Source organism: Streptomyces sp. P5F9 (assembly GCF_057961495.1).
The window spans coordinates 1-21,016 of record NZ_JBXVPZ010000016.1 but is presented as its reverse complement, the minus strand read 5'-3'; the positions used below and the strand labels follow the sequence as shown (position 1 = coordinate 21,016).

Genomic DNA, 21,016 nt, shown 5'->3' with positions numbered 1-21,016 from the left:
AGGAGACGGCGTGAGCCTGAACACCTGGGGCCGCATCCCGAGGGCTACCCTTCTGGGGTGAGTGCTCAGCAGACCCCCGCCCCGGAGACCGATGGCCCCGACGGACCCCGTCCGCGCCGTCTGACCTACGCGGCGGCCCTCGTCGCCGTCGAGGGGCTCGCGCTGGCGGTCGCCGGAGTGTGGATGCTCGTCCTGGGTCTCACCGGCGAACCGGACGACCGCCAGCAGGCCGTGACCGGGGGCGTGACCCTGGTGGTGCTCGCGCTGCTGCCGCTGCTCGCCGCACGCGGACTGATCGGGCAGCGAAGCTGGAGCCGGGGGCCGGCCGTCATCACCCAGGTCATGGCGCTGCCCGTGGCCTACAACCTGCTCCGGGCCGACAGCGTGGCCATCCCGGCCGGCATCGTGCTCGCGGTGGTCGCCATCGCCGCGCTGGTGCTGCTGGTGAACCCGGCGACGACACAGGCCCTCGGAATCCGAGGGCCCGGCCGCCGTACCGAAGAGCCGAAGGGCTGACCTTCGACTCGGTGTCCTACTCCTCGACGAGGAGCTTCTCCCGCAGCTGGGCCAGCGTCCGGGCCAGCAGCCGGGACACGTGCATCTGCGAGATGCCGACCTCCTGCGCGATCTGCGACTGCGTCATGTTGCCGAAGAAGCGGAGCAGCAGAATGCGCTTCTCCCGGGGCGGCAGATCCTCCAGCAGCGGCTTGAGCGACTCGCGGTACTCGACGCCCTCCAGGGCCTCGTCGTACGCGCCGAGCGTGTCGGCGACCGCCGGGGACTCGTCGTCCGTGTCCGGGACGTCCAGGGACAGCGTGGAGTAGGCGTTGGCCGACTCCAGGCCCTCCAGGACCTCCTCCTCCGAGATGCCCAGCTTCTCGGCCAGCTCGTGGACCGTGGGGGAGCGGCCGTGCCGCTGCGAGAGCTCCGCCGTCGCCGTGGTCAGCGACAGCCGCAGCTCCTGGAGCCTGCGCGGGACGCGCACCGCCCAGCCCTTGTCACGGAAGTGCCGCTTGATCTCGCCGACGACCGTCGGGGTCGCGTACGTCGAGAACTCGACACCGCGCTCCGGGTCGAAGCGGTCGACCGACTTGATCAGGCCGATGGTGGCGACCTGGGTCAGGTCGTCCAGCGGCTCGCCGCGGTTGCGGAAGCGGCGCGCGAGGTGCTCGACGAGCGGCAGGTGCATGCGGACCAGCCGGTTGCGCAGCTCCGCGTACTCGACGCTGCCGTCCTTGAGCGTGCGCAGCTCGATGAAGAGTGCGCGCGCCCCGCTGCGGTCCTGGGGGTCGTGCCGTGTGACCTGCACGCTCTGCGCGCCCGCCACGTCGTCCCGCTCGTGCTCGTTCATCGCCTGGCCCGTCGCCCCTTCCCGAGCTTTCGCCTCCTCCCCCGCGCTCGACCCAGTCGGAGCGGGGGAACCCCCGGCAACGGGGGAGACCCCACCAATACGCACGGCACCGTCCTGCTCACGTTGACCGTCGTCCATCACACCGGCCTCCGAGGGTTCTTCCTCCGGGTGCGGCCGGGCCTGTTCGGGGATTCCGCCGCGTGGCACGAGGGCGCCGTCGTCCGCCGTGCGGCGGGATCCGCCTGAGCCGCCCTCGGCCGGCAGCTCCCGTGTGCCGCGCTCTTCGTCCCGCACCGGCCCGTCCCCGTTCCTCACGCCGGCCCGGGTCCCGCGCCGCGCTGTTTGTAGAGGCTGATCGAAACGGTCTTGTCCTCGTCGACTGCCGATGAGACCTTGCCCGCGAGGGCCGAGAGCACGGTCCAGGCGAAGGTGTCGCGCGAGGGGGCGTGACCGTCCGTCGTCGGGGCGGAGACGGTGACTTCGAGCGAGTCGTCCACGAGGCGGAAGACACAGCTGAGCACCGATCCCGGCACGGCCTGCTGAAGCAGGATCGCGCAGGCCTCGTCCACCGCGATGCGAAGGTCCTCGATCTCGTCGAGGGTGAAGTCCAAACGGGCCGCGAGGCCGGCCGTGGCCGTACGCAGCACCGACAGGTAGGCACCCGCAGCCGGCAGCCGGACTTCCACGAAGTCCTGGGTCGCGGGCTCGCCTGCGATCTGGGACACCCTCACCTCCAAGGTGGTACAAGCTCTTTCGGGGGCCCAGGGGTCGCCCCCCGGGGTAACGCGATACTTGGTTCAGCGGTGACGCTACCGCGCTCCGAACTTTTCTGTCCCCGGGACCCCAACCCCATGCTGTCACTCATAGTAAACCTACGGATACGCTCCGTGGCTAGGGGTCCTGCGGGCCCAATTGGGAAGAGCGCGCGCCGGGTTGACGTACCCAGACGTCAGACGGTCGAACCGTCGAAACCGGGGGTCGGATTACGGCGTCACACGAGTACGTGGTCGACGAAGCACCAGCGCCAGCTCTCCCCCTGCTCGAACGTCCGCATCACCGGATGCCCGGAGTCCTTGTGATGTGCTGTGGCATGGCGCAGGGGGGAGGAGTCGCAGCAGGCGACATGGCCGCAGAAGAGGCACAGTCTCAGCTGCACCGGGTGGGTGCCTGCCGCCAGACACTCCAGACAGGTCTCGCTCTGGGGCCCCGGTTCAGGAAGCGGCAGCGCGTCGGCGTGCGTGCACTGTTTCATGATTGCCAGATTACGACGGGTGTGCGGTTGGCCGCGCGAAAAAACGAGGGCGGGCGAGAACGATGGACGTGATGCCACTGCTGTTGCTGGTGGCGGGGAGCGCCGTGGTGGCCGCCGCGGCCCGGCGCACACCGGTGCCGGCACCGCTGCTGCTGGTCGCGGTCGGACTGGTCGTCTCGTACGTCCCGGGGGTGCCCGACTACACCCTCGACCCGGAGGTCGTGCTGCCGCTGCTGCTGCCCCCGCTGCTGTACACGTCGGCCACCGACAGCTCGTACCTCGACCTGCGGGCCCAAGTGCGGCCCGTGGCACTGCTGTCGGTCGGCTACGTGCTCTTCGCCACGTTCGTCGTCGGCTGGGCCGCCTATGTGATCGTGCCGGGGCTGCCGCTGACCGCCGCCCTGGTGCTGGGCGCGGTGGTGGCGCCGCCGGACGCGGTCGCGGCGACGGCGGTGGCCCGCCGGGTCGGACTGCCGTCACGGATCACGACGATCCTCCAGGGCGAGTCCCTGCTGAACGACGCGACCGCGATCACCGCCTACAAGGTGGCTCTCGCGGCCGCGATCGGCGAGGGCGCCACCTGGGCCGGCGGCATCTGGGAGTTCCTGCTCGCGGCCGTCGGCGGGGTGGGGGTCGGGCTCCTGATGATGGTGCCGATCCACTGGCTGCGCACCCACCTCAAGGAGGCGCTGCTGCAGAACACACTCTCCCTGCTGATCCCGTTCGTCGCCTACGGGGTCGCCGAGCAGGTGCACGCCTCCGGGGTGCTCGCCGTCGTGGTCGTGGCGCTCTATCTGGGGCACCGCGCGTGGGAGGTCGATTTCGCGACCCGCCTCCAGGAGGAGGCCGTCTGGAAGATGGTCGCCTTCGTCCTGGAGTCGGCGGTGTTCGCCCTGATCGGACTCCAACTGCCGGTGGTTCTCAAGGGCCTTGGCGAGTACCGGGGCCTGGACGCAGCCTGGTACGCGATCGCCGTCTTCCTGGTCGTCGTCGTGACCCGGTTCGTGTGGGTGTACCCGGCGGCCTTCATTCCGCGCATCCTGTCGGCGCGGATCAGAGAGCGCGAGGACAGCCCCACCTGGAAGGGGGCGATGACCACCGCGTGGGCCGGCATGAGAGGCGTGGTCTCGCTGGCCATCGCCTTCTCGATCCCGCTCACGGTGCACGGCGGCGACCCCTTCCCGCAGCGCAACCTCATCCTGTTCCTGACCTTCACGACGGTCATTGGCACCCTGGTGGTGCAGGGCCTGAGCCTGCCCCCGATCATCCGGCTGCTGAAGTTCCCCGGCCGCGACCAGCAGGCCGAGACGCTCGCCGAGGCCAACGCACAGGCGCAGGCCTCCCGGGTCGCCGAAAAACGCCTGGAGGCCCTTCTGGAGGACGAACGCAACGCCCTGCCGCCTCCCCTCGCCGACCGCCTCCGCGAGGTCCTGGAACGCCGCCGCAACGCCGTCTGGGAGCGCCTCGGCGCCACCAACCCCGTCACCGGCGAGACCGTCGACGACACCTACCGCCGCCTCTCCCGCGAGATGATCAGCGCCGAACGCTCGATGTTCGTCCGCCTCCGCGACGGCCGCTACATCGACGACGAGATGCTCCGCACCCTGCTGCGCAGGCTGGACCTGGAGGAGGCGGCGGCTTACCGGGAGGCGGCGTAGAAGATCACGGGAACTGGCGCCCGGTGACGATCGCGGCGACCGTGCTCCCGCGCGGGAAGGCCCCTTCGTCGGCGAGGGCGACAAGTCCGTACAGCAACTTGGCGACATAGAGATGCTCGACGGACACCCCGTGCCGCTCCTCGAAGTCCTCGGCGAAGGCGTCGAGTTCGGCCGGCACGCGCGCGTAGCCCCCGAAATGGAAGCGCTCGTCGAGGGACCATTCGCCCCGCCGGCCACCGAAGGCACGCTCCTGCAGCTCCTCGATGTCGGCGCTCAGGAAGCCGCCCTTGAGGACCGGTATTCCCAAGGCGCGCTGGTCGGGGCCGAGCCCGGCGGCCAGCCCGGCCAGCGTGCCGCCGGTCCCGCATGCCAGGGCGACGACATCGATACGGGCATCGACGTCGGCACGCGCGCGTAGTTCCTCGCCCAGGGCCCGGCAGCCGCGTACCGCAAGGGAGTTGCTGCCGCCCTCGGGGATCACGTACGCGTCCTCCGCGCCCGCCCCGCGCAGGATCGCGGCCAGCGTCTCCGGCTCGGACTTGTGCCGGTACGTCGACCTGTCGACGAAGTGGAGCCGCATCCCGTCGGCCGTGCACTGGGCCAGGGACGGGTTGAGCGGGCGGTCGGACAGCTCCTGGCCGCGGACCACGCCGACCGTGGGCAGACCCAGGAGGCGGCCCGCGGCGGCGGTGGCGCGCAGGTGGTTGGAGTAGGCGCCGCCGAACGTGACGACCGTACGTCCGGCCGCCGCCGTCAGGTTCGGCGCGAGCTTGCGCCACTTGTTGCCGATGAGGTCCGGGTGGATCAGGTCGTCCCGCTTGAGCAGCAGCCGGATGCCGTGCCGGCCGAACCGCCCGTCCGTGATCTCCTCCACCGGCGACGGGAGCCGGGGCCGCAGGGCGGCGAGGTCGGGGCTGGTCACGGGACCATTGTCACCCGGGGCGCCGGTGCCGTCCCTGCCGTCCGGGCGTCACTTCAGCCGGTCGTGGACCCGGTCGCGCAGCCAGTTCATCGTGAACCCGCGCGGGTCCACCTTTCCGGGCTGCCACTCCAGGTGCCCGATCACCGATCGCGCCGTCCATCCGTGGTGGCGGCAGATCGCCGCGCAGACCTTCTCGATCGTCTCCAACTGGGCCTCGGGCCAGGGGTCCTCGCCGTCGCCGAGGTTCTCGCACTCGAAGCCGTAGAAGTGCCGGTTGCCGTCGGTGTCGGCCTCGTTGTCGTGCGGCAGCGCCTTCTCGGCGATCACCGCGCGCAGCACGTCGTCGTCGCCGAGGCCCGCGTGGTTGGCGCGGCCGTAGCCGACCAGGTGGAGGTGGCCGTCCTTGGTGATGACGCCGTGGCAGAGCGGGCCGGGGAGGTCGGGGCGGCCCTCGCGGCACAACTCCACCGTGCGCGCGCTGCCCTTGGTGACCGTGTGGTGGATCATCACGCCGTGGACGGGCCCCCACGGGCCCTTGTGGTTGCGGTTGTGGTGCTCCCAGTCGCCGACCTCGACGACGGTGACGCCCTCCGCCTTCAGACCGGCCAGGAAACCGCCCGCGGACATGGGTGAGGCCATGACGCCTCCTTCGTGCTGTGCGACGGCCGACGTGCACGGCCGTCTGTTATCTCCGCTTGTACCGAAAAAATCCGGTACGGACGACTTGTTCGCACGGCGTGCGAGCCGATCCGGACAACGGCCGACCCGGCGGCAACTCGAACAACATTCGACGTAAACAGCCCCTGTGCCCAGCAGTTGAAGATCCATTCCCGCTCTTTCGGGTAATACCACCAGCACGCTCCGTGAGGAAGGCTGGTGCGCGAGAACGATGCCGGGCGCACAGGTGCCGGGCGAATGGGGAGGGCATTTCTCTATGTCGGTAGGCGAAGAGGTCCGCGCGGAGCAGAACAAGCCGCAGCAGAGTCTTGGTACGGCGGCCGCGCGGAACCTGGCCACGACCACGAAGTCCGCGCCGCAGATGCAGGAGATCAGCTCGCGCTGGCTGCTGCGCACACTGCCGTGGGTGAACGTGCAGGGTGGCACATACCGGGTGAACCGACGGCTGAGTTACTCCGTGGGCGACGGCCGGGTGACATTCGTGAAGACCGGCGACCGCGTCGAGGTCATCCCCGCGGAGCTCGGCGAACTGCCCGCGCTGCGGGACTACGAGGACGAGGAGGTGCTCTCGGAGCTGGCGACCCGCTGCCGGCAGCGCGAGTACGCCCCGGGAGAGGCGATCGCGTCGTTCGGCGGCCAGGCCGACGAGGTGTACCTGCTGGCGCACGGCAGGGTGGAGAAGGTCGGCACGGGCCCGTACGGCGACGACACGGTCCTCGGGGTCCTCGCCGACGGCGCCTACTTCGGCGACCAGGCACTGCTCGACCCGGATGCCATCTGGGAGTACACGGCCCGCGCGGACACCGCGTGCACGGTGCTGATCCTGGCCCGCGGAGACGTCGAGCAGGTCGCGGAGCGCTCCGAGACCCTGCGGGACCACCTCGCGCAGCTGCGCGCGATCCCGGAGCAGCGCACCAACAAGTACGGCGAGAAGGCCATCGACCTCGCCGCGGGCCACTCCGGCGAGCCGGACATCCCGCACACGTTCGTCGACTACGACGCCAGGCCGCGCGAGTACGAACTGAGCGTCGCCCAGACCGTCCTGCGCATCCACTCGCGCGTGGCCGATCTCTACAACCAGCCGATGAACCAGACGGAGCAGCAACTCCGGCTCACCGTCGAGGCGTTGAAGGAACGCCAGGAACACGAACTCATCAACAACCGCGAGTTCGGCCTGCTCAACAACTGCGAGTACGACCAGCGGCTCCAGCCCCACGACGGCGTGCCCAGCCCGGACGACCTGGACGAGCTGCTCAGCAGGCGGCGCGGCACCAGGATGCTCCTCGCCCACCCGCGCGCGATCTCCGCGATCGGCCGCGAGCTCAACAAGCGCGGACTGGTCCCGGAGTCCATCGACGTCGGCGGCAACCGCATCCCGACCTGGCGCGGCGTGCCGATCTACCCGTGCAACAAGATCCCGGTCAGCGACCGGCGGACCACCTCGATCATCGCCATGCGTACCGGCGAGGCCGACCAGGGCGTCATCGGCCTCCAGCAGGCCGGCATCCCGGACGAGATCGAGCCGAGCCTGTCGGTGCGCTTCATGGGCATCAACGAACAGGCGGTCATCAACTACCTCGTGACGGCCTACTACTCGGCGGCGGTCCTCGTGCCGGACGCCCTCGGCGTCCTGGAGAACGTCGAGATCGGCCGCTGGAGGTGACGTTTCAGCAGCTGGACGCGGTGTCCCCGCCCGGAAGGGCGGGTACACCCCGGTCGAACGCGACCGGTCGCAGCGCAGGCGTCACCGTCCGCGGACTCTCCGAGGGGGACCCCATGGCCGAGTTCAGGACGGAGACGAAACAGCCCGCCGACGGGAGCCCGGCACCTGACGGGACCCGGCCGCTCGACGGGACACCACCGGCAGCGACGACACCGCCGCCCGACAGGCACGAGGCGGCGGTGATCCTGGAGGGGGCCAGGACGTCCGTCGACCCCGAACTACGCTCGGCGATCGACTCGCTACCCGGCTCGATGCGCCGGGTCACGCTCTACCACTTCGGGTGGGAGCACGCGGACGGCACACCGGCGGCGGGGAACGCGGGCAAGGCGATCCGCCCCGCCCTCGTCTTGGCCGCCGCCACCGCGCTCGGCGGCGAGCGGGCACGGGCGAGCGCGCTGCGGGCCGCCGCGGCGGTGGAACTGGTCCACAACTTCACGTTGCTGCACGACGACGTGATGGACCGGGACACCACCCGCCGGCACCGGCCCACCGCGTGGACCGTGTTCGGCGACGCCGACGCGATCCTCGCCGGGGACGCCCTCCAGGCGCTGGCCCTCCGGCTGTTCGCCGAGGACCCGCACCCGGCGTCCTCGGCCGCCGCGGCCCGGCTCGCGGACTGCGTCGTCGAACTGTGCGAGGGCCAGCACGCGGACACCGCCATGGAGAAGCGCGCCCCCGGCGAGGTCACCCTCGACGAGGTGCTCGTCATGGCCGAGGCCAAGACCGGCGCGCTGCTCGGCTGTGCCTGCGCGGTGGGCGCGCTGTACGCGGGGGCGTCCGCCGAGGACGTCGAGGCACTGGACGCGTTCGGCCGGCAGGCAGGGCTCGCCTTCCAGCTGATCGACGACGTCATCGGGATATGGGGCGACCCCGGCCGCACGGGCAAACCGGCCGGGGCCGACCTCGCCGTCCGCAAGAAGTCCCTGCCCGTGGTCGCCGCCCTCACCTCGGGCACACCGGCGGCCGCGGAACTCGCGGAGCTGTACGGACTGCCGTACGAGGAGGGGGAGTTGGAGCGCACCGCGCTCGCCGTCGAGCGGGCCGGGGGCCGGGACTGGGCGCAGGACCAGGCGGCCGACCGGATGGCGCGGGCCGTGCAGGAGCTGGCCCGGGCGATCCCGGACCCGCAGGACGCGGGCGGTCTGCTCGCACTGGCCGAGTTCGTGACCCGGCGCAGCAGTTGATGACTCCGGAGCCTTCCGGAACCGCGCGGTCCTGACCCCCGCACGGCCACCGGAGGCCCCGGACAGGCGGGTCCCGCGCATCCCCACGGTGCGCGGGGCACGCCCCCTTTTTTAAGGCTCGGTTCGCCTCCGGGGCGCCAAAGCCTGTGTCGAGAGCGCGATCGTGCTCGACCCTTCGGGCCTCCGCGCGTTCGCGCTCTCGACACAGGCGCGCCCCTTCGGCTCACTCGCCCGTAAGTCCCGCTAGTCTCAACAGCCGTTCAGGTGACGGTGGTTGAGAGCTAAGGGGTGGGACATGGGCGTGACGATACGGGCGGCCGGCGAGGGTGACAGAGAGCTGGTCGTCCGGCTGTTGGACGAGGCCTTCCAGGACGATCCGGTCAGCGGCTGGGTCTTCCCCGACGCCGAGTACCGCCGCACGACCCACCACAGGCTGATGGCCGCCTTCACCGACGCGGTGTTCGCCGACGGCCGCATCGACCTCGCCGAGGACGGCGCGGCGTGCGCGCTGTGGCTGTCGGTACCGGCCGAGGCGCATGCGGAGAACGGCGAGGACGAGGCCGTACAGCTACGGGAGTTGGTGGATCCGGACAATGAGCGGGTCGAGACGATAGCCCGGTTGATGGCGGAGGGGCATCCCGCAGGCCGGGCCCACGAATACCTGTGGATGATCGCCGTGGCACCGGACCGGCAGGGCGAGGGCCTCGGCGCCGCGCTCATCCGGCACGTCCTGGACCGCTGCGACCGCGAGGGCCTCCCCGCGTACCTGGAGGCGAGCAGCGAACGCAGCACCAAGCTGTACGAGCGCCTCGGCTACACCTTCATCGACCGCACCCTCGACCTCCCGGACGGCCCGCGCATGTACCCGATGTGGCGCGAGCCCCGCACGGTTCTAGGCTGAGTACATGGGCAGAGAAGAGCACACCTGTCCCGTCTGCGGACAGCCGGTGGCCACCGTCGTCCGGCGGTACAAGACGCTGGGCGCATGGGTACCGAAGTGGGAGGCCGGCCCGTGCCGGAACCCCGAGTGCGAGGCGTACGTCGGCGAGGGCGCCGAGCCCCGGGCAGACACCGCCCCGAAAGAATCCTGAAACCCGTGTCGAGAATCCCGGCCCGGCTCCGATGTCTCCTGTGAGAAGCCGCCCGGCACGGGTGGCACGAGCCGAAGGAGCGGACTCATGAAGTACCTGGTCATGGTGCAGGGCACCCAGGCGGACTACGACGGCATGCAGGGCAAGCCCACCCCCGGGTCCCCGGCCTGGAGCGAGGCGGAGATGCAGGCCATGTTCGCCCACATGGGCGCCATCAACGACGACCTGTCCGAGACGGGCGAGCTGATCGACGCGCAGGGGCTGACCGAACCGGCGAGGACCCGGCTGGTCGCGCTGGGCGCGGACGGCAAGGCCGTGATCACCGACGGCCCGTACAGCGAGACCAAGGAATTGATGGCCGGCTACTGGGTCCTGGAGTGCGCGAGCCTGGAACGCGTCACGGAGATCGCCGACCGCGTCACCCGCTGCCCCCTGCCCGAGGGTGCCGTCAACCGCGCGGTGGTGATCCGTCCCATCCAGGACGGCACCGCGGACGTCTGAGCCGTATGCGCGACACCACCGGCACCGAGGACCAGCTGCGCCGACACGCGCCGCAGGTCCTCGGCGCCCTGGTCAGGCGGTACGGCCATTTCGACACCGCCGAGGACGCCGTACAGGAGGCGCTGCTCGCGGCGGCCCGGCAGTGGCCGGAGCACGGTGTGCCGGAGAATCCGCGCGGCTGGCTGATCCGGGTCGCCTCGCGGCGGCTGACGGACGCGCTGCGCAGCGAGGAGGCGCGGCGGGCGCGCGAGGAGAAGGCGGCGGCACTCGCGCCCCGGGAGCCGTACACGGCCGAGCCGCCGCGCGAGGACGACACCCTCTCCCTGCTCTTCCTGTGCTGCCATCCGGCGTTGACTCCGACCGCGCAGATCGCGCTCACCCTGCGGGCGGTCGGCGGACTGACGACGGCGGAGATCGCCCGCGCGTATCTCGTACCCGAGGCGACGATGGCACAGCGGATCAGCCGGGCGAAGGCGAAGGTGCGGGGTGTGCGCTTCGGGCGGCCGGACAACTGGGCGGAGCGGCTGCCGGCCGTCCTGCACACGCTGTACCTGATCTTCAACGAGGGCTATACGGCGACGTCCGGCCCGAGTCTGACGCGGCGCGAACTCGCGGGCGAGGCCATCCGGTTGACCCGTGCCGTGCACCGGCTGCTCCCCGAAGTCGGCGAAGTGGCCGGGCTACTCGCGCTGATGCTGCTCACCGACGCCCGCCGGGCCGCCCGCACCGGTCCGCACGGCGAACTCGTCCCCCTCGACGAACAGGACCGCGACCGCTGGGACGGGGCGGCGATCGAGGAGGGCGTCGCCCTCGTCACCCGGGCGCTGTCCCAAGGGTCCGCAGAGCCTTACCAGTTGCGCGCGGCGATCGCCGCCGTACACGACGAGGCGCCGTCGGCGCGGGCGACGGACTGGCACGAGATCCTCGGCCTGTACGAGGTGCTGGTGCGTCTGGTCCCCGGCCCCGTCGAACGCCTCAACCGGGCTGTCGCCGTAGCCATGGTCGACGGTCCGCATGCGGGCCTGGCCGAACTTGACCTACTGGCGGACGAGTTGGGGGAGGGGCACCGCCCCGACGCGGTCCGCGGCCATCTCCTGGAACGGGCCGGTGAGTTCACCGCGGCCCGGGCCGCCTACGAGTCGGCGGCGGCCAAGACCCTCAGCCTGCCCGAGCAGCGGTACCTGCGGGCGCGGGCGGCACGGCTCGGGCCGTAGCGTGACCCCATGCCGGAAGACGAACCCACCGCCACCATCCTCCACATCACCGAACGCGCCCTCTGGGACGCGGCCCGCGAGCGTGGCACCTACGAGTGGTCGACCCGCGGCCGCACCCTCCAGGAGGAGGGCTTCATCCACTGCTCGACCCGCGCCCAACTCCCGCGCGTGGCAGCCTTCTTGTACGGCTCCTACGACGGCCCCGACGACCTGGTGGTCCTGGTCGTGGACCCGGGACGGCTCGGCGTACCCCTGAAGTACGAGGCGCCGAAGCCGGGCGGCGAGGAGTTCCCGCACGTGTACGGGCCGATTCCGGTGGACGCCGTGGTGGACGTGGAGGTGTGGGCGGCTTGAGCCGGTTGTGGCGCCGGGTCCTGGTCGTGTGGGCGGTCGCCGTGGTCGTCGGGGGCGGGCTCACGTTGTGGCTGCAGGACTCCGGCGAGCCGCACGAGCCCGGCGCGACGCCGACGCCATTGCTGAGGCAGGACAGCCAGGACACGGCGAGTGCCTGTCCGAGGCCCACGGACTCGCGGTACGACGACCGCCGGATGATCGTCGTCTGCGTCAGGGACGGCTAGGCAGCCCGCCGGTCTCCGGGTCGCGCCCCGTCAGGCAGTACGTGCCGCCTGCCGGGTCCCGCATCACCGTCCAGTGCTTTCCGTGGGAGACGACGGTCGCGCCGAGGTGCTCGTGCAGCACGACGGACTCGTCGATGTCCGCGCAGGCCAGGTCGAGATGGGCGGCGGCGGGGCGGTCCTCGCCGAGGCGTTGGAGCAGGATGCGGATCGGCAGGCCGGGCGGGGGTTTGAGCACGTGGAACTCGGGGAGCGCGCCCGAGAGCGAGGCCCAGTCGGGCAACAGGGCGCTCCAGAAGGCGACTTCGGCGTCGTAGGAGCCCGGGCCGATGTCGAGGGAGACCTGGTCGAGGCGGGTGCCGGCCACGACGGGCGGCCGCACGGACTCGCCGTGCCAGGGGGCGGCGCAGAACAACTGACCTGCGGGGGACCGGAGTACGGCCCAGCCGTCGTGCTCGGCGACCGTCTCCGCGCCGAGCCGCAGCGCGGCACTCACGAACGCCGGTACGTCCTCGACGGAGAAGTCGAGATGAGCGCCGCCCGGGCCGGCCCCGACGCCCTGGACCTTCACGCAGGCGTCGGTGCCGTCGGACAGCAGGGTGACGAACTCGCCCTCGTCACCCCGGAGTTCGGACAGCCGGGTGTCCGTGACCGCCGTCCAGAAGTCGCGGGCGGGGCCGAGGCGGCCGTGAGGGCGGTCGATGAAGGCGTAGGTCCAGCGGATGTTCGTTGCGGTCATTGCGTGATCGTAGGCGGGAGGCGGCGACCCGCCCGAGAGTTTTTCAGCCCCCGCAGCCTCCCTTCGGTCCCGTCCCTCAGTCCTCACTCCGCTGCATGAACCGCAGCATGTTCCCGGCCGGGTCGCGGAACGCGCAGTCGCGGACGCCGTACGGCTGGTCCGTCGGCTCCTGGACCACCTCGGCGCCGGACTCCTGGACGCGGGCGTACAGGGCGTCGCAGTCGGCGGTGGTGAAGTTGACCCCGCGCAGGGTGCCCTTGGCGAGCAGTTCGGCCATGGCCTGCTTGTCGGCGGGGGAGGCGTCCGGGTTCGCGGCCGGCGGCTCCAGGACGATCTCCACGTCCGGCTGCAACGGCGACCCTACAGTCACCCACCGCATGCCCTCGAAACCGACGTCGTTACGGATTTCCAGCTCCAGGACGTCGCAGTAGAAGGCGAGCGCCTTGTCGTGGTCGTCGACGGCGATGAAGCACTGGCGGAGTTTCAGGTCCATGCAGAACAGGCTAGGGCCGCAGCGGCGGTCCCGCCCGGTTCGGGCGGGTGAAAGTGCGGGCCACGCAGGACGGGATGACCGCGCCCGCCTCGTGGGAACGGGCGCGGTAGGCGCTGGGGGTTTCACCGACCAGCTCGGTGAAGCGGGAGCTGAAGGAGCCGAGCGAGGTACAGCCGACGGCCATGCACACCTCGGTCACGCTCAGGTCGCCGCGTCGCAGGAGTGCCTTCGCCCGCTCGATCCGCCGGGTCATGAGATAGCTGTACGGCGTCTCCCCGTACGCGGCGCGGAAGCTGCGCTGGAAGTGGCCCGGGGACATCAGCGCGGTCCGCGCGATCGAGGCCATGTCGAGCGGTTCGGCGTACTCGCGGTTCATGCGGTCACGGGCCTGGCGCAGCCGTACGAGGTCGTCGCGGTTCACGTCGTCCAGGATGACACGGGGGCGCTTTCGCTGAGCCGGGAACGACGAAGGGACCCCGCCGGCGAACCGGCGGAGCCCCTTCCCCGCGCCCGCTGACCTGCGATGGTGCACCGATCGCCGGTCGGTCGGGTCGGGCTGACTGGGTGTCAGGCCTTCTTGGTCTCCCAGAAGATCTTGTCGATCTGGGCGATGTAGTCGAGCGCCTTCTGGCCCGTCGCCGGGTCGGTGGACGCCTTGGCGGCCGAGAGGGCCTTCAGGGTGTCGTTGACCAGCTGGTGCAGCTCCGGGTACTTCTCGAAGTGCGGGGGCTTGAAGTAGTCGCTCCAGAGCACCGAGACGTGGTGCTTGGCGAGCTCGGCGCGCTGCTCCTTGATGACGATGGCGCGCGCCTGGAAGTGCGGGTCGTCGTTGGCGGCCATCTTGTCCTGCACGGCCTTCACCGACTCCGCCTCGATGCGGGCCTGGGCCGGGTCGTACACACCGCAGGGCAGGTCGCAGTGCGCGCTGACCTTCACCTTGGGGGCAAACAGGCGGGAAAGCATGGAGCGTTCCTTCCTCGTGATCGTCTTCTCAGGTGGGACATTACTCCCTGGAGAAGCTGATTTCGCGAGTGCCCCCATGGGCTTAGGACAAAAGTCCAGGGTCGGACTCAGACTGGTGGAGGATAGGACCGGGGAGGTGCCGGGGATGCCGGAGCTGTCGCAGGAGACCGAGCGGGGAAGGGCTGTACTGCCCTTCGGTACGGCCGAGGTGACCGGGCCGTCGATGGTGCCGACGCTGTTCCACGGGGATCTGCTCGTGGTGCAGTACGGGGCGCGGATCAGGCCCGGCGACATCGTCGTGCTGCGCCATCCGTTCCAGCAGGACCTGCTGGTCGTCAAGCGGGCCGCCGAGCGCCGCGACGGGGGGTGGTGGGTGCTCGGGGACAACGCGTTCGCCGGGGGTGACAGTACGGACTACGGCACCGTTCCCGAGGATCTGGTGCTGGGCAAGGTGCGCTTCCGGTACCGGCCGCCGAAGTCCGGTCAGCGTTCGCCGGCCGCGCTCGTCCGCTGGGCGCTCTCCGCCGCCAGGCCCGTGCTCTCCGACCGGTCGGCCTCCAGGCGCTTCCGGGCCCGGTAGGCGGCCACGTTGGCACGGGTCGCGCAGCGGTCCGAGCAGTAGCGCCGGGAGCGGTTCGTCGAGGTGTCCAGGTAGGCGTTGCGGCACGGCGCCGCCTCGCACAGGCCCAGGCGGTCGACGCCGTACTCGGTGAGGTGGAAGGCCAGGCCCATCGCCGCGATCGCCGCGTAGCCGGCCGTCGCGTTCGACGGGTGGTCCGCGAGGTGCATGTGCCACAGCGGGCGGCCGTCGTCGTCGCGGAAGTTGTGCCCGGAGATCTGCGGGCTCACCGGGAACTCCAGCAGGAGCGAGTTCAGCAGGTTCACGGAGAGGGTCTCGTCGCCGCCGTCGGCCGCCTCGAACACCGCCCGCAGCCGCGCCCGGACCGAACGGAAGCGCGTGACGTCGGCGTCGGCTGCGCGGCGGGCCGCCTCCTTGTTGGTGCCGAACAGATCCCGCACGGCCTCGACCGAGGTCAGGGCGTCCTTGCCCCGCGCCGGTTCCTCGGTGTTGACGAGGCGTACGGCATAGTCCGAGTAATAGGCCAGTTCCACTTGTAGTCCTTACGGAGGCGCTCTATGGTCGTGGATGCGGTCGGGTAACAGCTGATCGTGCTTCCAGGGTATTACGACAGTGAGTGGACAGGGGGTCCTCATGACGACCGGTGTCGGAACCGACTGGCAGGCCTGGCAGGAGAGCTGGGACCGGCAGCAGGAGTGGTACATGCCCGACCGGGAGGACCGCTTCCGGATCATGCTCGACATGGTCGAGGCCCTCACCGGCCCCGCACCCCGCGTGCTCGACCTCGCCTGCGGCACGGGCAGCATCACCGCCCGGCTGCTCGCCCGCCTCCCGGACGCCACCAGCACCGGGGTCGACCTCGACCCGGCCCTCCTCGCCATCGCCGAGGGCACCTTCGCGGACGACGAGCGGGTCACCTTCGTGACGGCCGACCTCAAGGACCCGCAGTGGACGACGAGGCTGCCGTACGACTCGTACGACGCCGTGCTGACCGCCACGGCCCTCCACTGGCTGCACAGCGAACCCCTCGCGGCTCTCTACGGTCAGGTCGCGGGACTCGTCCGCGACGGTGGTGTCTTCATGAACGCGGACCACATGATCGACGAGTCGACGCCCAGGATCAACGCGGCGGAGCGCGCGCAGCGGCACACGCAGATGGATCAGGCCAAGCGGAACGGCGTCCTCGACTGGGCCGAGTGGTGGCAGCTCGCCGCCCAGGACCCCGTCCTCGCCGGACCGACGGCCCGCCGCTACGAGATCTACGGCGAGCACGCGGACGGTGACATGCCCTCCGCCGCGTGGCACGCGCGCGTGCTGCGCGAGAAGGGGTTCGGGGAGGCGCGTCCGGTGTGGTGCTCGCCCTCCGACACGCTGCTGCTCGCACTGAAGTAGGACCGCGGGGGACCAGGCAGGGGGAGCGGCGAGGAGAGGCGCGGAGACGGCGTTGCACGCCTTTGTCGAAGGCAGACGCATCGCGCTGGTGAAGGTGGTGCTCGGCGCGCTGATGAAGAGCCGGCGGTAGGGAACGTCGAAGGGGCGGTACGAGGATCTCGTGCCGCCCCTTCGACTCGCCTACCGACAGGGAGCCTTGTCCAGCGCTAGAGCACCTTGGACAAGAACCCCTGCGTGCGCTCGTGCTGAGGGTTCGTCAGGACGTCGCGTGGGTGGCCGGATTCGACCACCACGCCGCCGTCCATGAAGACGAGGCTGTCGCCGACCTCGCGGGCGAAGCCCATCTCGTGGGTGACGACGATCATCGTCATGCCGGACTCGGCGAGGTCGCGCATGACGTCGAGGACGTCGCCGACCAGCTCCGGGTCGAGGGCCGAGGTCGGCTCGTCGAAGAGCATCAGCTTCGGGTCCATCGCCAACGCCCGCGCGATGGCCACCCGTTGCTGCTGGCCGCCGGAGAGCTGGGAGGGGTAGCTGCCGGCCTTGTCGGACAGCCCCACCCGCTCCAGGAGCTGCATCGCGCGCTCCCTGGCCTGGCTCTTGTTGACGCCCCTGACCTGCACTGGCGCCTCGATGATGTTCTCCGCGGCCGTCATGTGCGGGAACAGGTTGAAGCGCTGGAAGACCATGCCGATGTCCCGGCGCTTCACCGCGACCTCGCGATCGCGCAACTCGTAGAGCTTGTCGCCCTGTTGGCGGTAGCCGACCAGTTCACCGTCGACGTACAGCCGGCCCGCGTTGACCTTCTCCAGGTGGTTGATGCACCGCAGGAAGGTCGACTTGCCGGAACCGGAGGGGCCGATGAGGCAGAACACCTCGCCGGACTTCACCTCCAGGTCGATGCCCTTGAGGACCTCGACCGGGCCGAACGACTTGTGCACGCCCTCGGACTTGACCATCGGGACCGACGGGTCGGTCGTGGCGGCGTCGTCGGTCTTGCTGAGTTCGGGGCTCATGCCGCGCCTCCCTTCGGGCGGCCGATGGACAGTACGTTCGCCCTGATCTTCTGGAGCGGGGTCGGCGGCAGCGCGCGGCTGGAGCCGCGGGCGTAGTAGCGCTCGACGTAGTACTGCCCGACGCTCAGGATCGACGTCATGATCAGGTACCAGGCGGCGGCGAGGAAGTACATCTCCACCGGGGCGCCGGAGTTCTGGCCGATGTCCTGGGCGTAGCGGAAGAGTTCCGGATACTGGACGGCCGCCACGAGCGAGGTCGTCTTCAGCATGTTGATCACTTCGTTGCCCGTGGGCGGCACGATCACGCGCATCGCCTGCGGGATCACGATCCTGCGCAGCGTCTTGGCGTGGCTCATGCCCAGCGCGTGCGAGGCCTCGGTCTGGCCCTCGTCGACGGCCAGCAGACCGGCGCGGCAGATCTCCGCCATGTACGCGGCCTCGTTGAGGCCCAGGCCGAGCAGCGCCGTCAGCAGCGGCGTCATGAAGTCCGACCAGTAGTTCTTGTAGATCGGACCGAGGTTGATGTACTCGAAGACCAGGCCCAGGTTGAACCAGAGGAACAGCTGGACCAGCACCGGGGTACCGCGGAAGAACCAGATGTAGAACCAGGCGATCGAGGAGGTCACCGGGTTCTTCGACAGCCGCATCACCGCGAGGCCGATGCCGCCGACGATGCCGATGACCATCGACAGGACCGTCAGGAGGAGGGTCTTGTAGACACCGGTCATGATCCGGTGGTCGAAGAAGTAGTCCGGTACGGCATGCCAGTTGATCTTGCCCTGGCCGAACGCGTAGACGATCGCGACCAGGATGCCGATCGCGATCACGGCGGAGACGTACCGGCCGTAGTGCCGGACAGGAATGGCCTTGATGGGCTTCGGGGCGTCCGGGGGCGCGTCCTGCGGCCCCCGCGCCCCGTCGATGTCAGTAGTCACGGATGTTGCCTCTCAGCGACTGCGGACCCGCGGTCACTTGCCGCCGTTGATCACGGACGACTTGACGGCACCGTCCTCGGCGCCCCACTTCGTCAGGATCTTCTGGTACTCACCGCTCTTGATCACGGCGTCCATCGCGGCCTGCAACGCGTCCCGCAGCTGGGTGTCGCTCTTGGCGACCGCGATACCGTACGGCGCCGCCTCGACCTGGTCGCCGACGAGCTGGAAGTCCTTGCCGCCGCCGGAGGTCTTCACCGCGTAGGCCGCGACCGGGAAGTCGGAGGAGGCCGCGTCCGCGCCACCGGAGCGCAGGCGGGTCTGGGACTGCTGGTCGTCGTCGAAGGCCTCGATGGTGATCTTCTTGCCGCCCGTGCACTTCTTCGTCTCGGACTTGGCGAGGTCCTCGGAGACGGTGCCGCGCTCGACGGCGAGCTTCTTGCCGCACAGGTCGGACCACGACGCGATGTTCTCGGTCTGGCCCTTGCGGGTGTAGATCGAGACACCGGCGGTCAGGTAGTCGACGAAGTCGACGCCCTCGCCGACCTTCTTGCCCGTGTCGGGGTCGACGCCGTCCTGGCGGTTCTTGTTGTCCGTCATCGCCGACATGGCGATGTCGTAGCGGTTGGACCGCAGACCGGTGAGGAGCGCGTCGAAGGTGCCGTTCTGGAACTCGAACTTCACCCCGAGCTGCTTGCCCATCGCGGCGCCGAGGTCCGGGTCGAGACCGACGACCTTGCCGGAGTTGTCCTTGAACTCGACCGGCGCGTACGCGATGTCCGAGCCGACCGTGATGACGCCCTTGTCGCGGATCGCGGCGGGGAGCTTGCTCGCCAGGGGGGCCGAGCTGGTGGACGCGCTGCTGGAGTTGTCCTTCTTGGTCTGGTCACCACAGCCGGCGAGCAGCAGGGTGGAGGCGACCGCGATCGCACCGACCGCTGCCAGCCGGGTGTGCGGGGCGGTCGTACGACGGGTGAATCTTGCGGTCATGGTGGGTTCCTCCGGCGGATGGATGGCGGTGCCGACGGGTCGACGAGAACACACACCTTCGGGTGTCGCGACCTCGTGTGATTAGGGCATCTTGCCATTCGGACTGAACCATTCAGGGGAGTAGCCATGTCAAAATCGGATAACGGGTGAACCCCGAATCGCATCAGGTCGGTACATCGAGACGCCCTGATCACGGACCATCTGCTGGAATCACTCGTTCCGGCCGGAAGATCTTCGGCATGTCTCACGATGTGATCGATCATCGTTCCGCCCTCGGCGGACGGGATGTGACCTTGCGCCTATTGGGCTCGTCCTCTGTGCCGTCCGTCCGGTAAGAAGGGTCTCTACACCCCTCATCCGGGGCTCAGGGCGCGTGTGCGGCGCGCCCGTCGCGCAGGTGCTCGTACGCATCAAGTCTCTGGGCCCTGCGCGGTGCCCGCCCACCCCTCACCAGGGAGTGGCCACCCTCAAAATCAATGAAGACCTAAGGGGTAAGACAAAGTGGCAGCGGAGATCGTCAATCCTCGCAGCGACAGCAGTACGGATCAGGACGGCGGGGCCGAGCCCCTCGATTCCTTCGATCCGGCGTTCGCGCTGCACCGCGGCGGCAAGATGGCCGTGCAGGCCACCGTGCCGATCCGCGACAAGGACGACCTGTCCCTCGCGTACACACCCGGCGTCGCGCGCGTGTGCACCGCGATCGCCGAGCAGCCGGAACTCGTCCACGACTACACATGGAAGTCGTCCGTCGTCGCCGTCGTGACGGACGGTACGGCGGTGCTCGGACTCGGCGACATCGGTCCCGAGGCCTCCCTCCCGGTCATGGAGGGCAAGGCGATCCTGTTCAAGCAGTTCGGCGGCGTGGACGCCGTGCCGATCGCGCTGGACTGCACCGGCGTCGACGAGATCATCGAGACCGTGGTGCGCCTCGCGCCCTCCTTCGGGGGTGTCAACCTGGAGGACATCTCGGCGCCGCGCTGCTTCGAGATCGAGCGCAGGCTCCAGGAGCGGCTGGACATCCCGGTCTTCCACGACGACCAGCACGGTACGGCGGTCGTGACGCTGGCGGCGCTGCGGAACGCCGCGCGGCTGACCGGGCGGGAGCTGGGTGACCTGCGGGCCGTCATCTCCGGCGCGGGCGCGGCGGGTGTCGCCATTGCCAAGTTCCTGCTGGAGGCCGGGCTCGGCGATGTCGCCGTCGCGGACCGCAAGGGTGTCGTCTCGCGCGACCGGGACGACCTCACGCCGGTCAAGCGTGAACTCGCCGAGATCACCAACAAGGCGGGTATCTCCGGGTCGTTGGAGGCGGCGCTGGAAGGCGCCGACGTCTTCATCGGGGTTTCCGGGGGTACGGTGCCGGAGCCCGCGGTGGCTTCCATGGCGGAGGGCGCGTTCGTCTTCGCGATGGCCAACCCGGATCCCGAGGTGCACCCGGATGTGGCGCACAAGTACGCGGCGGTCGTCGCCACCGGGCGGTCGGACTTCCCGAACCAGATCAACAACGTGCTGGCGTTTCCGGGGATCTTCGCGGGGGCGCTGCAGGTGCGGGCGTCCCGGATCACGGAGGGGATGAAGATCGCGGCGGCCGAGGCGCTGGCCGGGGTCGTCGGTGACGATCTCGCCGCGGACTATGTCATTCCGTCACCGTTCGACGAGCGCGTCGCCCCTGCGGTGACCGCGGCTGTGGCTGCGGCGGCGCGGGCGGAGGGCGTTGCCCGGCGGTAGCCTGAACGGCCCCGTCCACTTGGGCGGGGCCCTTCTT

Annotated in this window: 26 protein-coding genes; 13 read left to right on the top strand and 13 right to left on the bottom strand. The window is 70.2% G+C overall.

The features are described from left to right. Window positions 1-57: 57 nt before the first annotated feature. The gene (locus AC31A1_RS05210; RefSeq protein WP_489652063.1) at window positions 58-516 is read left to right on the top strand and encodes a hypothetical protein; all 459 of its coding nucleotides are present in this window, start codon (window positions 58-60) and stop codon (window positions 514-516) included. A 16-nt stretch (window positions 517-532) separates the two neighbouring features. On the opposite strand, the gene AC31A1_RS05205 is transcribed toward AC31A1_RS05210, so the two are convergent. From AC31A1_RS05205 to AC31A1_RS05195, 3 genes are all read right to left on the bottom strand, one after another. Next, window positions 533-1,645, bottom strand: a complete 1,113-nt coding sequence (locus AC31A1_RS05205; RefSeq protein WP_489652062.1) for an RNA polymerase sigma factor SigF — start codon at window positions 1,643-1,645, stop codon at window positions 533-535. A gap of 17 nt (window positions 1,646-1,662) precedes the next feature. Then, the gene (locus tag AC31A1_RS05200) at window positions 1,663-2,076 is read right to left on the bottom strand and encodes an ATP-binding protein (RefSeq protein WP_004925829.1); all 414 of its coding nucleotides are present in this window, start codon (window positions 2,074-2,076) and stop codon (window positions 1,663-1,665) included. 266 nt (window positions 2,077-2,342) lie between these two features. Continuing rightward, entirely contained in the window at window positions 2,343-2,603 is a 261-nt protein-coding gene (locus tag AC31A1_RS05195; RefSeq protein WP_489652061.1) for a UBP-type zinc finger domain-containing protein, read from the bottom strand. A gap of 62 nt (window positions 2,604-2,665) precedes the next feature. Here AC31A1_RS05195 and AC31A1_RS05190 point away from each other — a divergent pair, with 62 nt between their 5' ends. Further along, a complete protein-coding gene (locus AC31A1_RS05190) occupies window positions 2,666-4,261 on the top strand; it encodes a Na+/H+ antiporter (RefSeq protein WP_489652060.1) in 1,596 nt (531 codons plus the stop codon). A gap of 4 nt (window positions 4,262-4,265) precedes the next feature. On the opposite strand, the gene AC31A1_RS05185 is transcribed toward AC31A1_RS05190, so the two are convergent. Next, window positions 4,266-5,183, bottom strand: a complete 918-nt coding sequence (locus tag AC31A1_RS05185; protein ID WP_489652059.1) for a 1-aminocyclopropane-1-carboxylate deaminase/D-cysteine desulfhydrase — start codon at window positions 5,181-5,183, stop codon at window positions 4,266-4,268. Window positions 5,184-5,231: 48 nt separating this feature from the next. Further along, complete coding sequence (locus AC31A1_RS05180) at window positions 5,232-5,822, bottom strand: N-acetylmuramoyl-L-alanine amidase (protein WP_489652058.1); 591 nt, start codon at window positions 5,820-5,822, stop codon at window positions 5,232-5,234. A 295-nt stretch (window positions 5,823-6,117) separates the two neighbouring features. Between AC31A1_RS05180 and AC31A1_RS05175 the strand changes: the two genes are divergently transcribed. The 8 genes from AC31A1_RS05175 (at window position 6,118) to AC31A1_RS05140 (ending at window position 12,152) form a co-directional block, all read left to right on the top strand. Then, window positions 6,118-7,524: a family 2B encapsulin nanocompartment shell protein gene (locus tag AC31A1_RS05175; protein WP_393762354.1), complete on the top strand. Its 1,407-nt coding sequence runs from the start codon at window positions 6,118-6,120 to the stop codon at window positions 7,522-7,524. Window positions 7,525-7,637: 113 nt separating this feature from the next. Further along, window positions 7,638-8,768 carry a family 2 encapsulin nanocompartment cargo protein polyprenyl transferase gene (locus AC31A1_RS05170; RefSeq protein WP_489652057.1) on the top strand — a complete coding sequence of 377 codons (1,131 nt, stop codon included), beginning with the start codon at window positions 7,638-7,640 and terminating at the stop codon, window positions 8,766-8,768. Between the two features lie 295 nt (window positions 8,769-9,063). Beyond that, window positions 9,064-9,669 (top strand): GNAT family N-acetyltransferase, encoded by a 606-nt coding sequence (locus AC31A1_RS05165; protein WP_489652056.1) that lies wholly within the window; start codon window positions 9,064-9,066, stop codon window positions 9,667-9,669. Between the two features lie 4 nt (window positions 9,670-9,673). Then, window positions 9,674-9,859 (top strand): hypothetical protein, encoded by a 186-nt coding sequence (locus tag AC31A1_RS05160; protein ID WP_406454767.1) that lies wholly within the window; start codon window positions 9,674-9,676, stop codon window positions 9,857-9,859. 87 nt (window positions 9,860-9,946) lie between these two features. After that, window positions 9,947-10,360 (top strand): YciI family protein, encoded by a 414-nt coding sequence (locus AC31A1_RS05155; protein WP_317881753.1) that lies wholly within the window; start codon window positions 9,947-9,949, stop codon window positions 10,358-10,360. A 5-nt stretch (window positions 10,361-10,365) separates the two neighbouring features. Next, window positions 10,366-11,574: an RNA polymerase sigma factor gene (locus tag AC31A1_RS05150; RefSeq protein WP_489652055.1), complete on the top strand. Its 1,209-nt coding sequence runs from the start codon at window positions 10,366-10,368 to the stop codon at window positions 11,572-11,574. Between the two features lie 9 nt (window positions 11,575-11,583). Then, window positions 11,584-11,928: a DUF952 domain-containing protein gene (locus AC31A1_RS05145; RefSeq protein ID WP_489652054.1), complete on the top strand. Its 345-nt coding sequence runs from the start codon at window positions 11,584-11,586 to the stop codon at window positions 11,926-11,928. Next, entirely contained in the window at window positions 11,916-12,152 is a 237-nt protein-coding gene (locus AC31A1_RS05140; RefSeq protein ID WP_489652053.1) for a hypothetical protein, read from the top strand. Before AC31A1_RS05145 ends, AC31A1_RS05140 begins: the two co-directional genes overlap by 13 nt. Here the strand turns inward: AC31A1_RS05140 and AC31A1_RS05135 are convergent. The 4 genes from AC31A1_RS05135 to sodN form a co-directional block, all read right to left on the bottom strand. After that, the gene (locus tag AC31A1_RS05135) at window positions 12,139-12,888 is read right to left on the bottom strand and encodes a VOC family protein (protein WP_489652052.1); all 750 of its coding nucleotides are present in this window, start codon (window positions 12,886-12,888) and stop codon (window positions 12,139-12,141) included. The genes AC31A1_RS05140 and AC31A1_RS05135 overlap by 14 nt on opposite strands. A gap of 76 nt (window positions 12,889-12,964) precedes the next feature. After that, window positions 12,965-13,381, bottom strand: coding sequence for a VOC family protein (locus AC31A1_RS05130; protein ID WP_318018756.1), 417 nt, complete (start codon window positions 13,379-13,381; stop codon window positions 12,965-12,967). Window positions 13,382-13,391: 10 nt separating this feature from the next. Continuing rightward, on the bottom strand, window positions 13,392-13,802 hold the full coding sequence (locus AC31A1_RS05125; protein ID WP_019058262.1) for a helix-turn-helix transcriptional regulator: 411 nt from the start codon (window positions 13,800-13,802) through the stop codon (window positions 13,392-13,394). Between the two features lie 146 nt (window positions 13,803-13,948). Next, window positions 13,949-14,344 carry a superoxide dismutase, Ni gene (gene sodN / locus AC31A1_RS05120; RefSeq protein ID WP_019058247.1) on the bottom strand — a complete coding sequence of 132 codons (396 nt, stop codon included), beginning with the start codon at window positions 14,342-14,344 and terminating at the stop codon, window positions 13,949-13,951. 145 nt (window positions 14,345-14,489) lie between these two features. Between sodN and sodX the strand changes: the two genes are divergently transcribed. Next, window positions 14,490-14,924: a nickel-type superoxide dismutase maturation protease gene (sodX, locus tag AC31A1_RS05115; RefSeq protein WP_489652051.1), complete on the top strand. Its 435-nt coding sequence runs from the start codon at window positions 14,490-14,492 to the stop codon at window positions 14,922-14,924. On the opposite strand, the gene AC31A1_RS05110 is transcribed toward sodX, so the two are convergent. Beyond that, a complete protein-coding gene (locus AC31A1_RS05110; RefSeq protein ID WP_489652050.1) occupies window positions 14,828-15,457 on the bottom strand; it encodes a CGNR zinc finger domain-containing protein in 630 nt (209 codons plus the stop codon). The genes sodX and AC31A1_RS05110 overlap by 97 nt on opposite strands. A gap of 100 nt (window positions 15,458-15,557) precedes the next feature. On the opposite strand from AC31A1_RS05110, the gene AC31A1_RS05105 reads away from it, so the two are divergent. Then, window positions 15,558-16,316: a class I SAM-dependent methyltransferase gene (locus AC31A1_RS05105; RefSeq protein ID WP_489652049.1), complete on the top strand. Its 759-nt coding sequence runs from the start codon at window positions 15,558-15,560 to the stop codon at window positions 16,314-16,316. Between the two features lie 206 nt (window positions 16,317-16,522). Here the strand turns inward: AC31A1_RS05105 and AC31A1_RS05100 are convergent, their stop codons facing one another. Genes AC31A1_RS05100 through AC31A1_RS05090 form a run of 3 tightly spaced genes read right to left on the bottom strand, consistent with a single transcriptional unit; the run spans window position 16,523 to window position 19,254 of the window. Next, window positions 16,523-17,275, bottom strand: coding sequence for an amino acid ABC transporter ATP-binding protein (locus AC31A1_RS05100; protein WP_489652088.1), 753 nt, complete (start codon window positions 17,273-17,275; stop codon window positions 16,523-16,525). A gap of 53 nt (window positions 17,276-17,328) precedes the next feature. Further along, a complete protein-coding gene (locus AC31A1_RS05095) occupies window positions 17,329-18,267 on the bottom strand; it encodes an amino acid ABC transporter permease (protein WP_489652048.1) in 939 nt (312 codons plus the stop codon). Window positions 18,268-18,300: 33 nt separating this feature from the next. Further along, window positions 18,301-19,254 carry an ABC transporter substrate-binding protein gene (locus tag AC31A1_RS05090; RefSeq protein WP_489652047.1) on the bottom strand — a complete coding sequence of 318 codons (954 nt, stop codon included), beginning with the start codon at window positions 19,252-19,254 and terminating at the stop codon, window positions 18,301-18,303. Window positions 19,255-19,755: 501 nt separating this feature from the next. On the opposite strand from AC31A1_RS05090, the gene AC31A1_RS05085 reads away from it, so the two are divergent. Next, window positions 19,756-20,979 carry an NAD(P)-dependent malic enzyme gene (locus tag AC31A1_RS05085; RefSeq protein WP_489652046.1) on the top strand — a complete coding sequence of 408 codons (1,224 nt, stop codon included), beginning with the start codon at window positions 19,756-19,758 and terminating at the stop codon, window positions 20,977-20,979. Window positions 20,980-21,016: the final 37 nt, after the last annotated feature.

What these genes read in the sequence shown, in the direction of transcription:
- AC31A1_RS05195 (WP_489652061.1), bottom strand. Translation starts at nt 2,603, where the DNA reads ATGAAACAGTGCACGCACGCCGACGCGCTGCCGCTTCCTGAACCGGGG.
- AC31A1_RS05190 (WP_489652060.1), top strand. Translation starts at nt 2,666, where the DNA reads ATGGACGTGATGCCACTGCTGTTGCTGGTGGCGGGGAGCGCCGTGGTG.
- AC31A1_RS05180 (WP_489652058.1), bottom strand. Translation starts at nt 5,822, where the DNA reads ATGGCCTCACCCATGTCCGCGGGCGGTTTCCTGGCCGGTCTGAAGGCG.
- AC31A1_RS05175 (WP_393762354.1), top strand. Translation starts at nt 6,118, where the DNA reads ATGTCGGTAGGCGAAGAGGTCCGCGCGGAGCAGAACAAGCCGCAGCAG.
- AC31A1_RS05170 (WP_489652057.1), top strand. Translation starts at nt 7,638, where the DNA reads ATGGCCGAGTTCAGGACGGAGACGAAACAGCCCGCCGACGGGAGCCCG.
- AC31A1_RS05165 (WP_489652056.1), top strand. Translation starts at nt 9,064, where the DNA reads ATGGGCGTGACGATACGGGCGGCCGGCGAGGGTGACAGAGAGCTGGTC.
- AC31A1_RS05160 (WP_406454767.1), top strand. Translation starts at nt 9,674, where the DNA reads ATGGGCAGAGAAGAGCACACCTGTCCCGTCTGCGGACAGCCGGTGGCC.
- AC31A1_RS05155 (WP_317881753.1), top strand. Translation starts at nt 9,947, where the DNA reads ATGAAGTACCTGGTCATGGTGCAGGGCACCCAGGCGGACTACGACGGC.
- AC31A1_RS05150 (WP_489652055.1), top strand. Translation starts at nt 10,366, where the DNA reads ATGCGCGACACCACCGGCACCGAGGACCAGCTGCGCCGACACGCGCCG.
- AC31A1_RS05145 (WP_489652054.1), top strand. Translation starts at nt 11,584, where the DNA reads ATGCCGGAAGACGAACCCACCGCCACCATCCTCCACATCACCGAACGC.
- AC31A1_RS05135 (WP_489652052.1), bottom strand. Translation starts at nt 12,888, where the DNA reads ATGACCGCAACGAACATCCGCTGGACCTACGCCTTCATCGACCGCCCT.
- AC31A1_RS05130 (WP_318018756.1), bottom strand. Translation starts at nt 13,381, where the DNA reads ATGGACCTGAAACTCCGCCAGTGCTTCATCGCCGTCGACGACCACGAC.
- sodN (WP_019058247.1), bottom strand. Translation starts at nt 14,344, where the DNA reads ATGCTTTCCCGCCTGTTTGCCCCCAAGGTGAAGGTCAGCGCGCACTGC.
- sodX (WP_489652051.1), top strand. Translation starts at nt 14,490, where the DNA reads ATGCCGGAGCTGTCGCAGGAGACCGAGCGGGGAAGGGCTGTACTGCCC.
- AC31A1_RS05105 (WP_489652049.1), top strand. Translation starts at nt 15,558, where the DNA reads ATGACGACCGGTGTCGGAACCGACTGGCAGGCCTGGCAGGAGAGCTGG.
- AC31A1_RS05100 (WP_489652088.1), bottom strand. Translation starts at nt 17,275, where the DNA reads ATGGTCAAGTCCGAGGGCGTGCACAAGTCGTTCGGCCCGGTCGAGGTC.
- AC31A1_RS05090 (WP_489652047.1), bottom strand. Translation starts at nt 19,254, where the DNA reads ATGACCGCAAGATTCACCCGTCGTACGACCGCCCCGCACACCCGGCTG.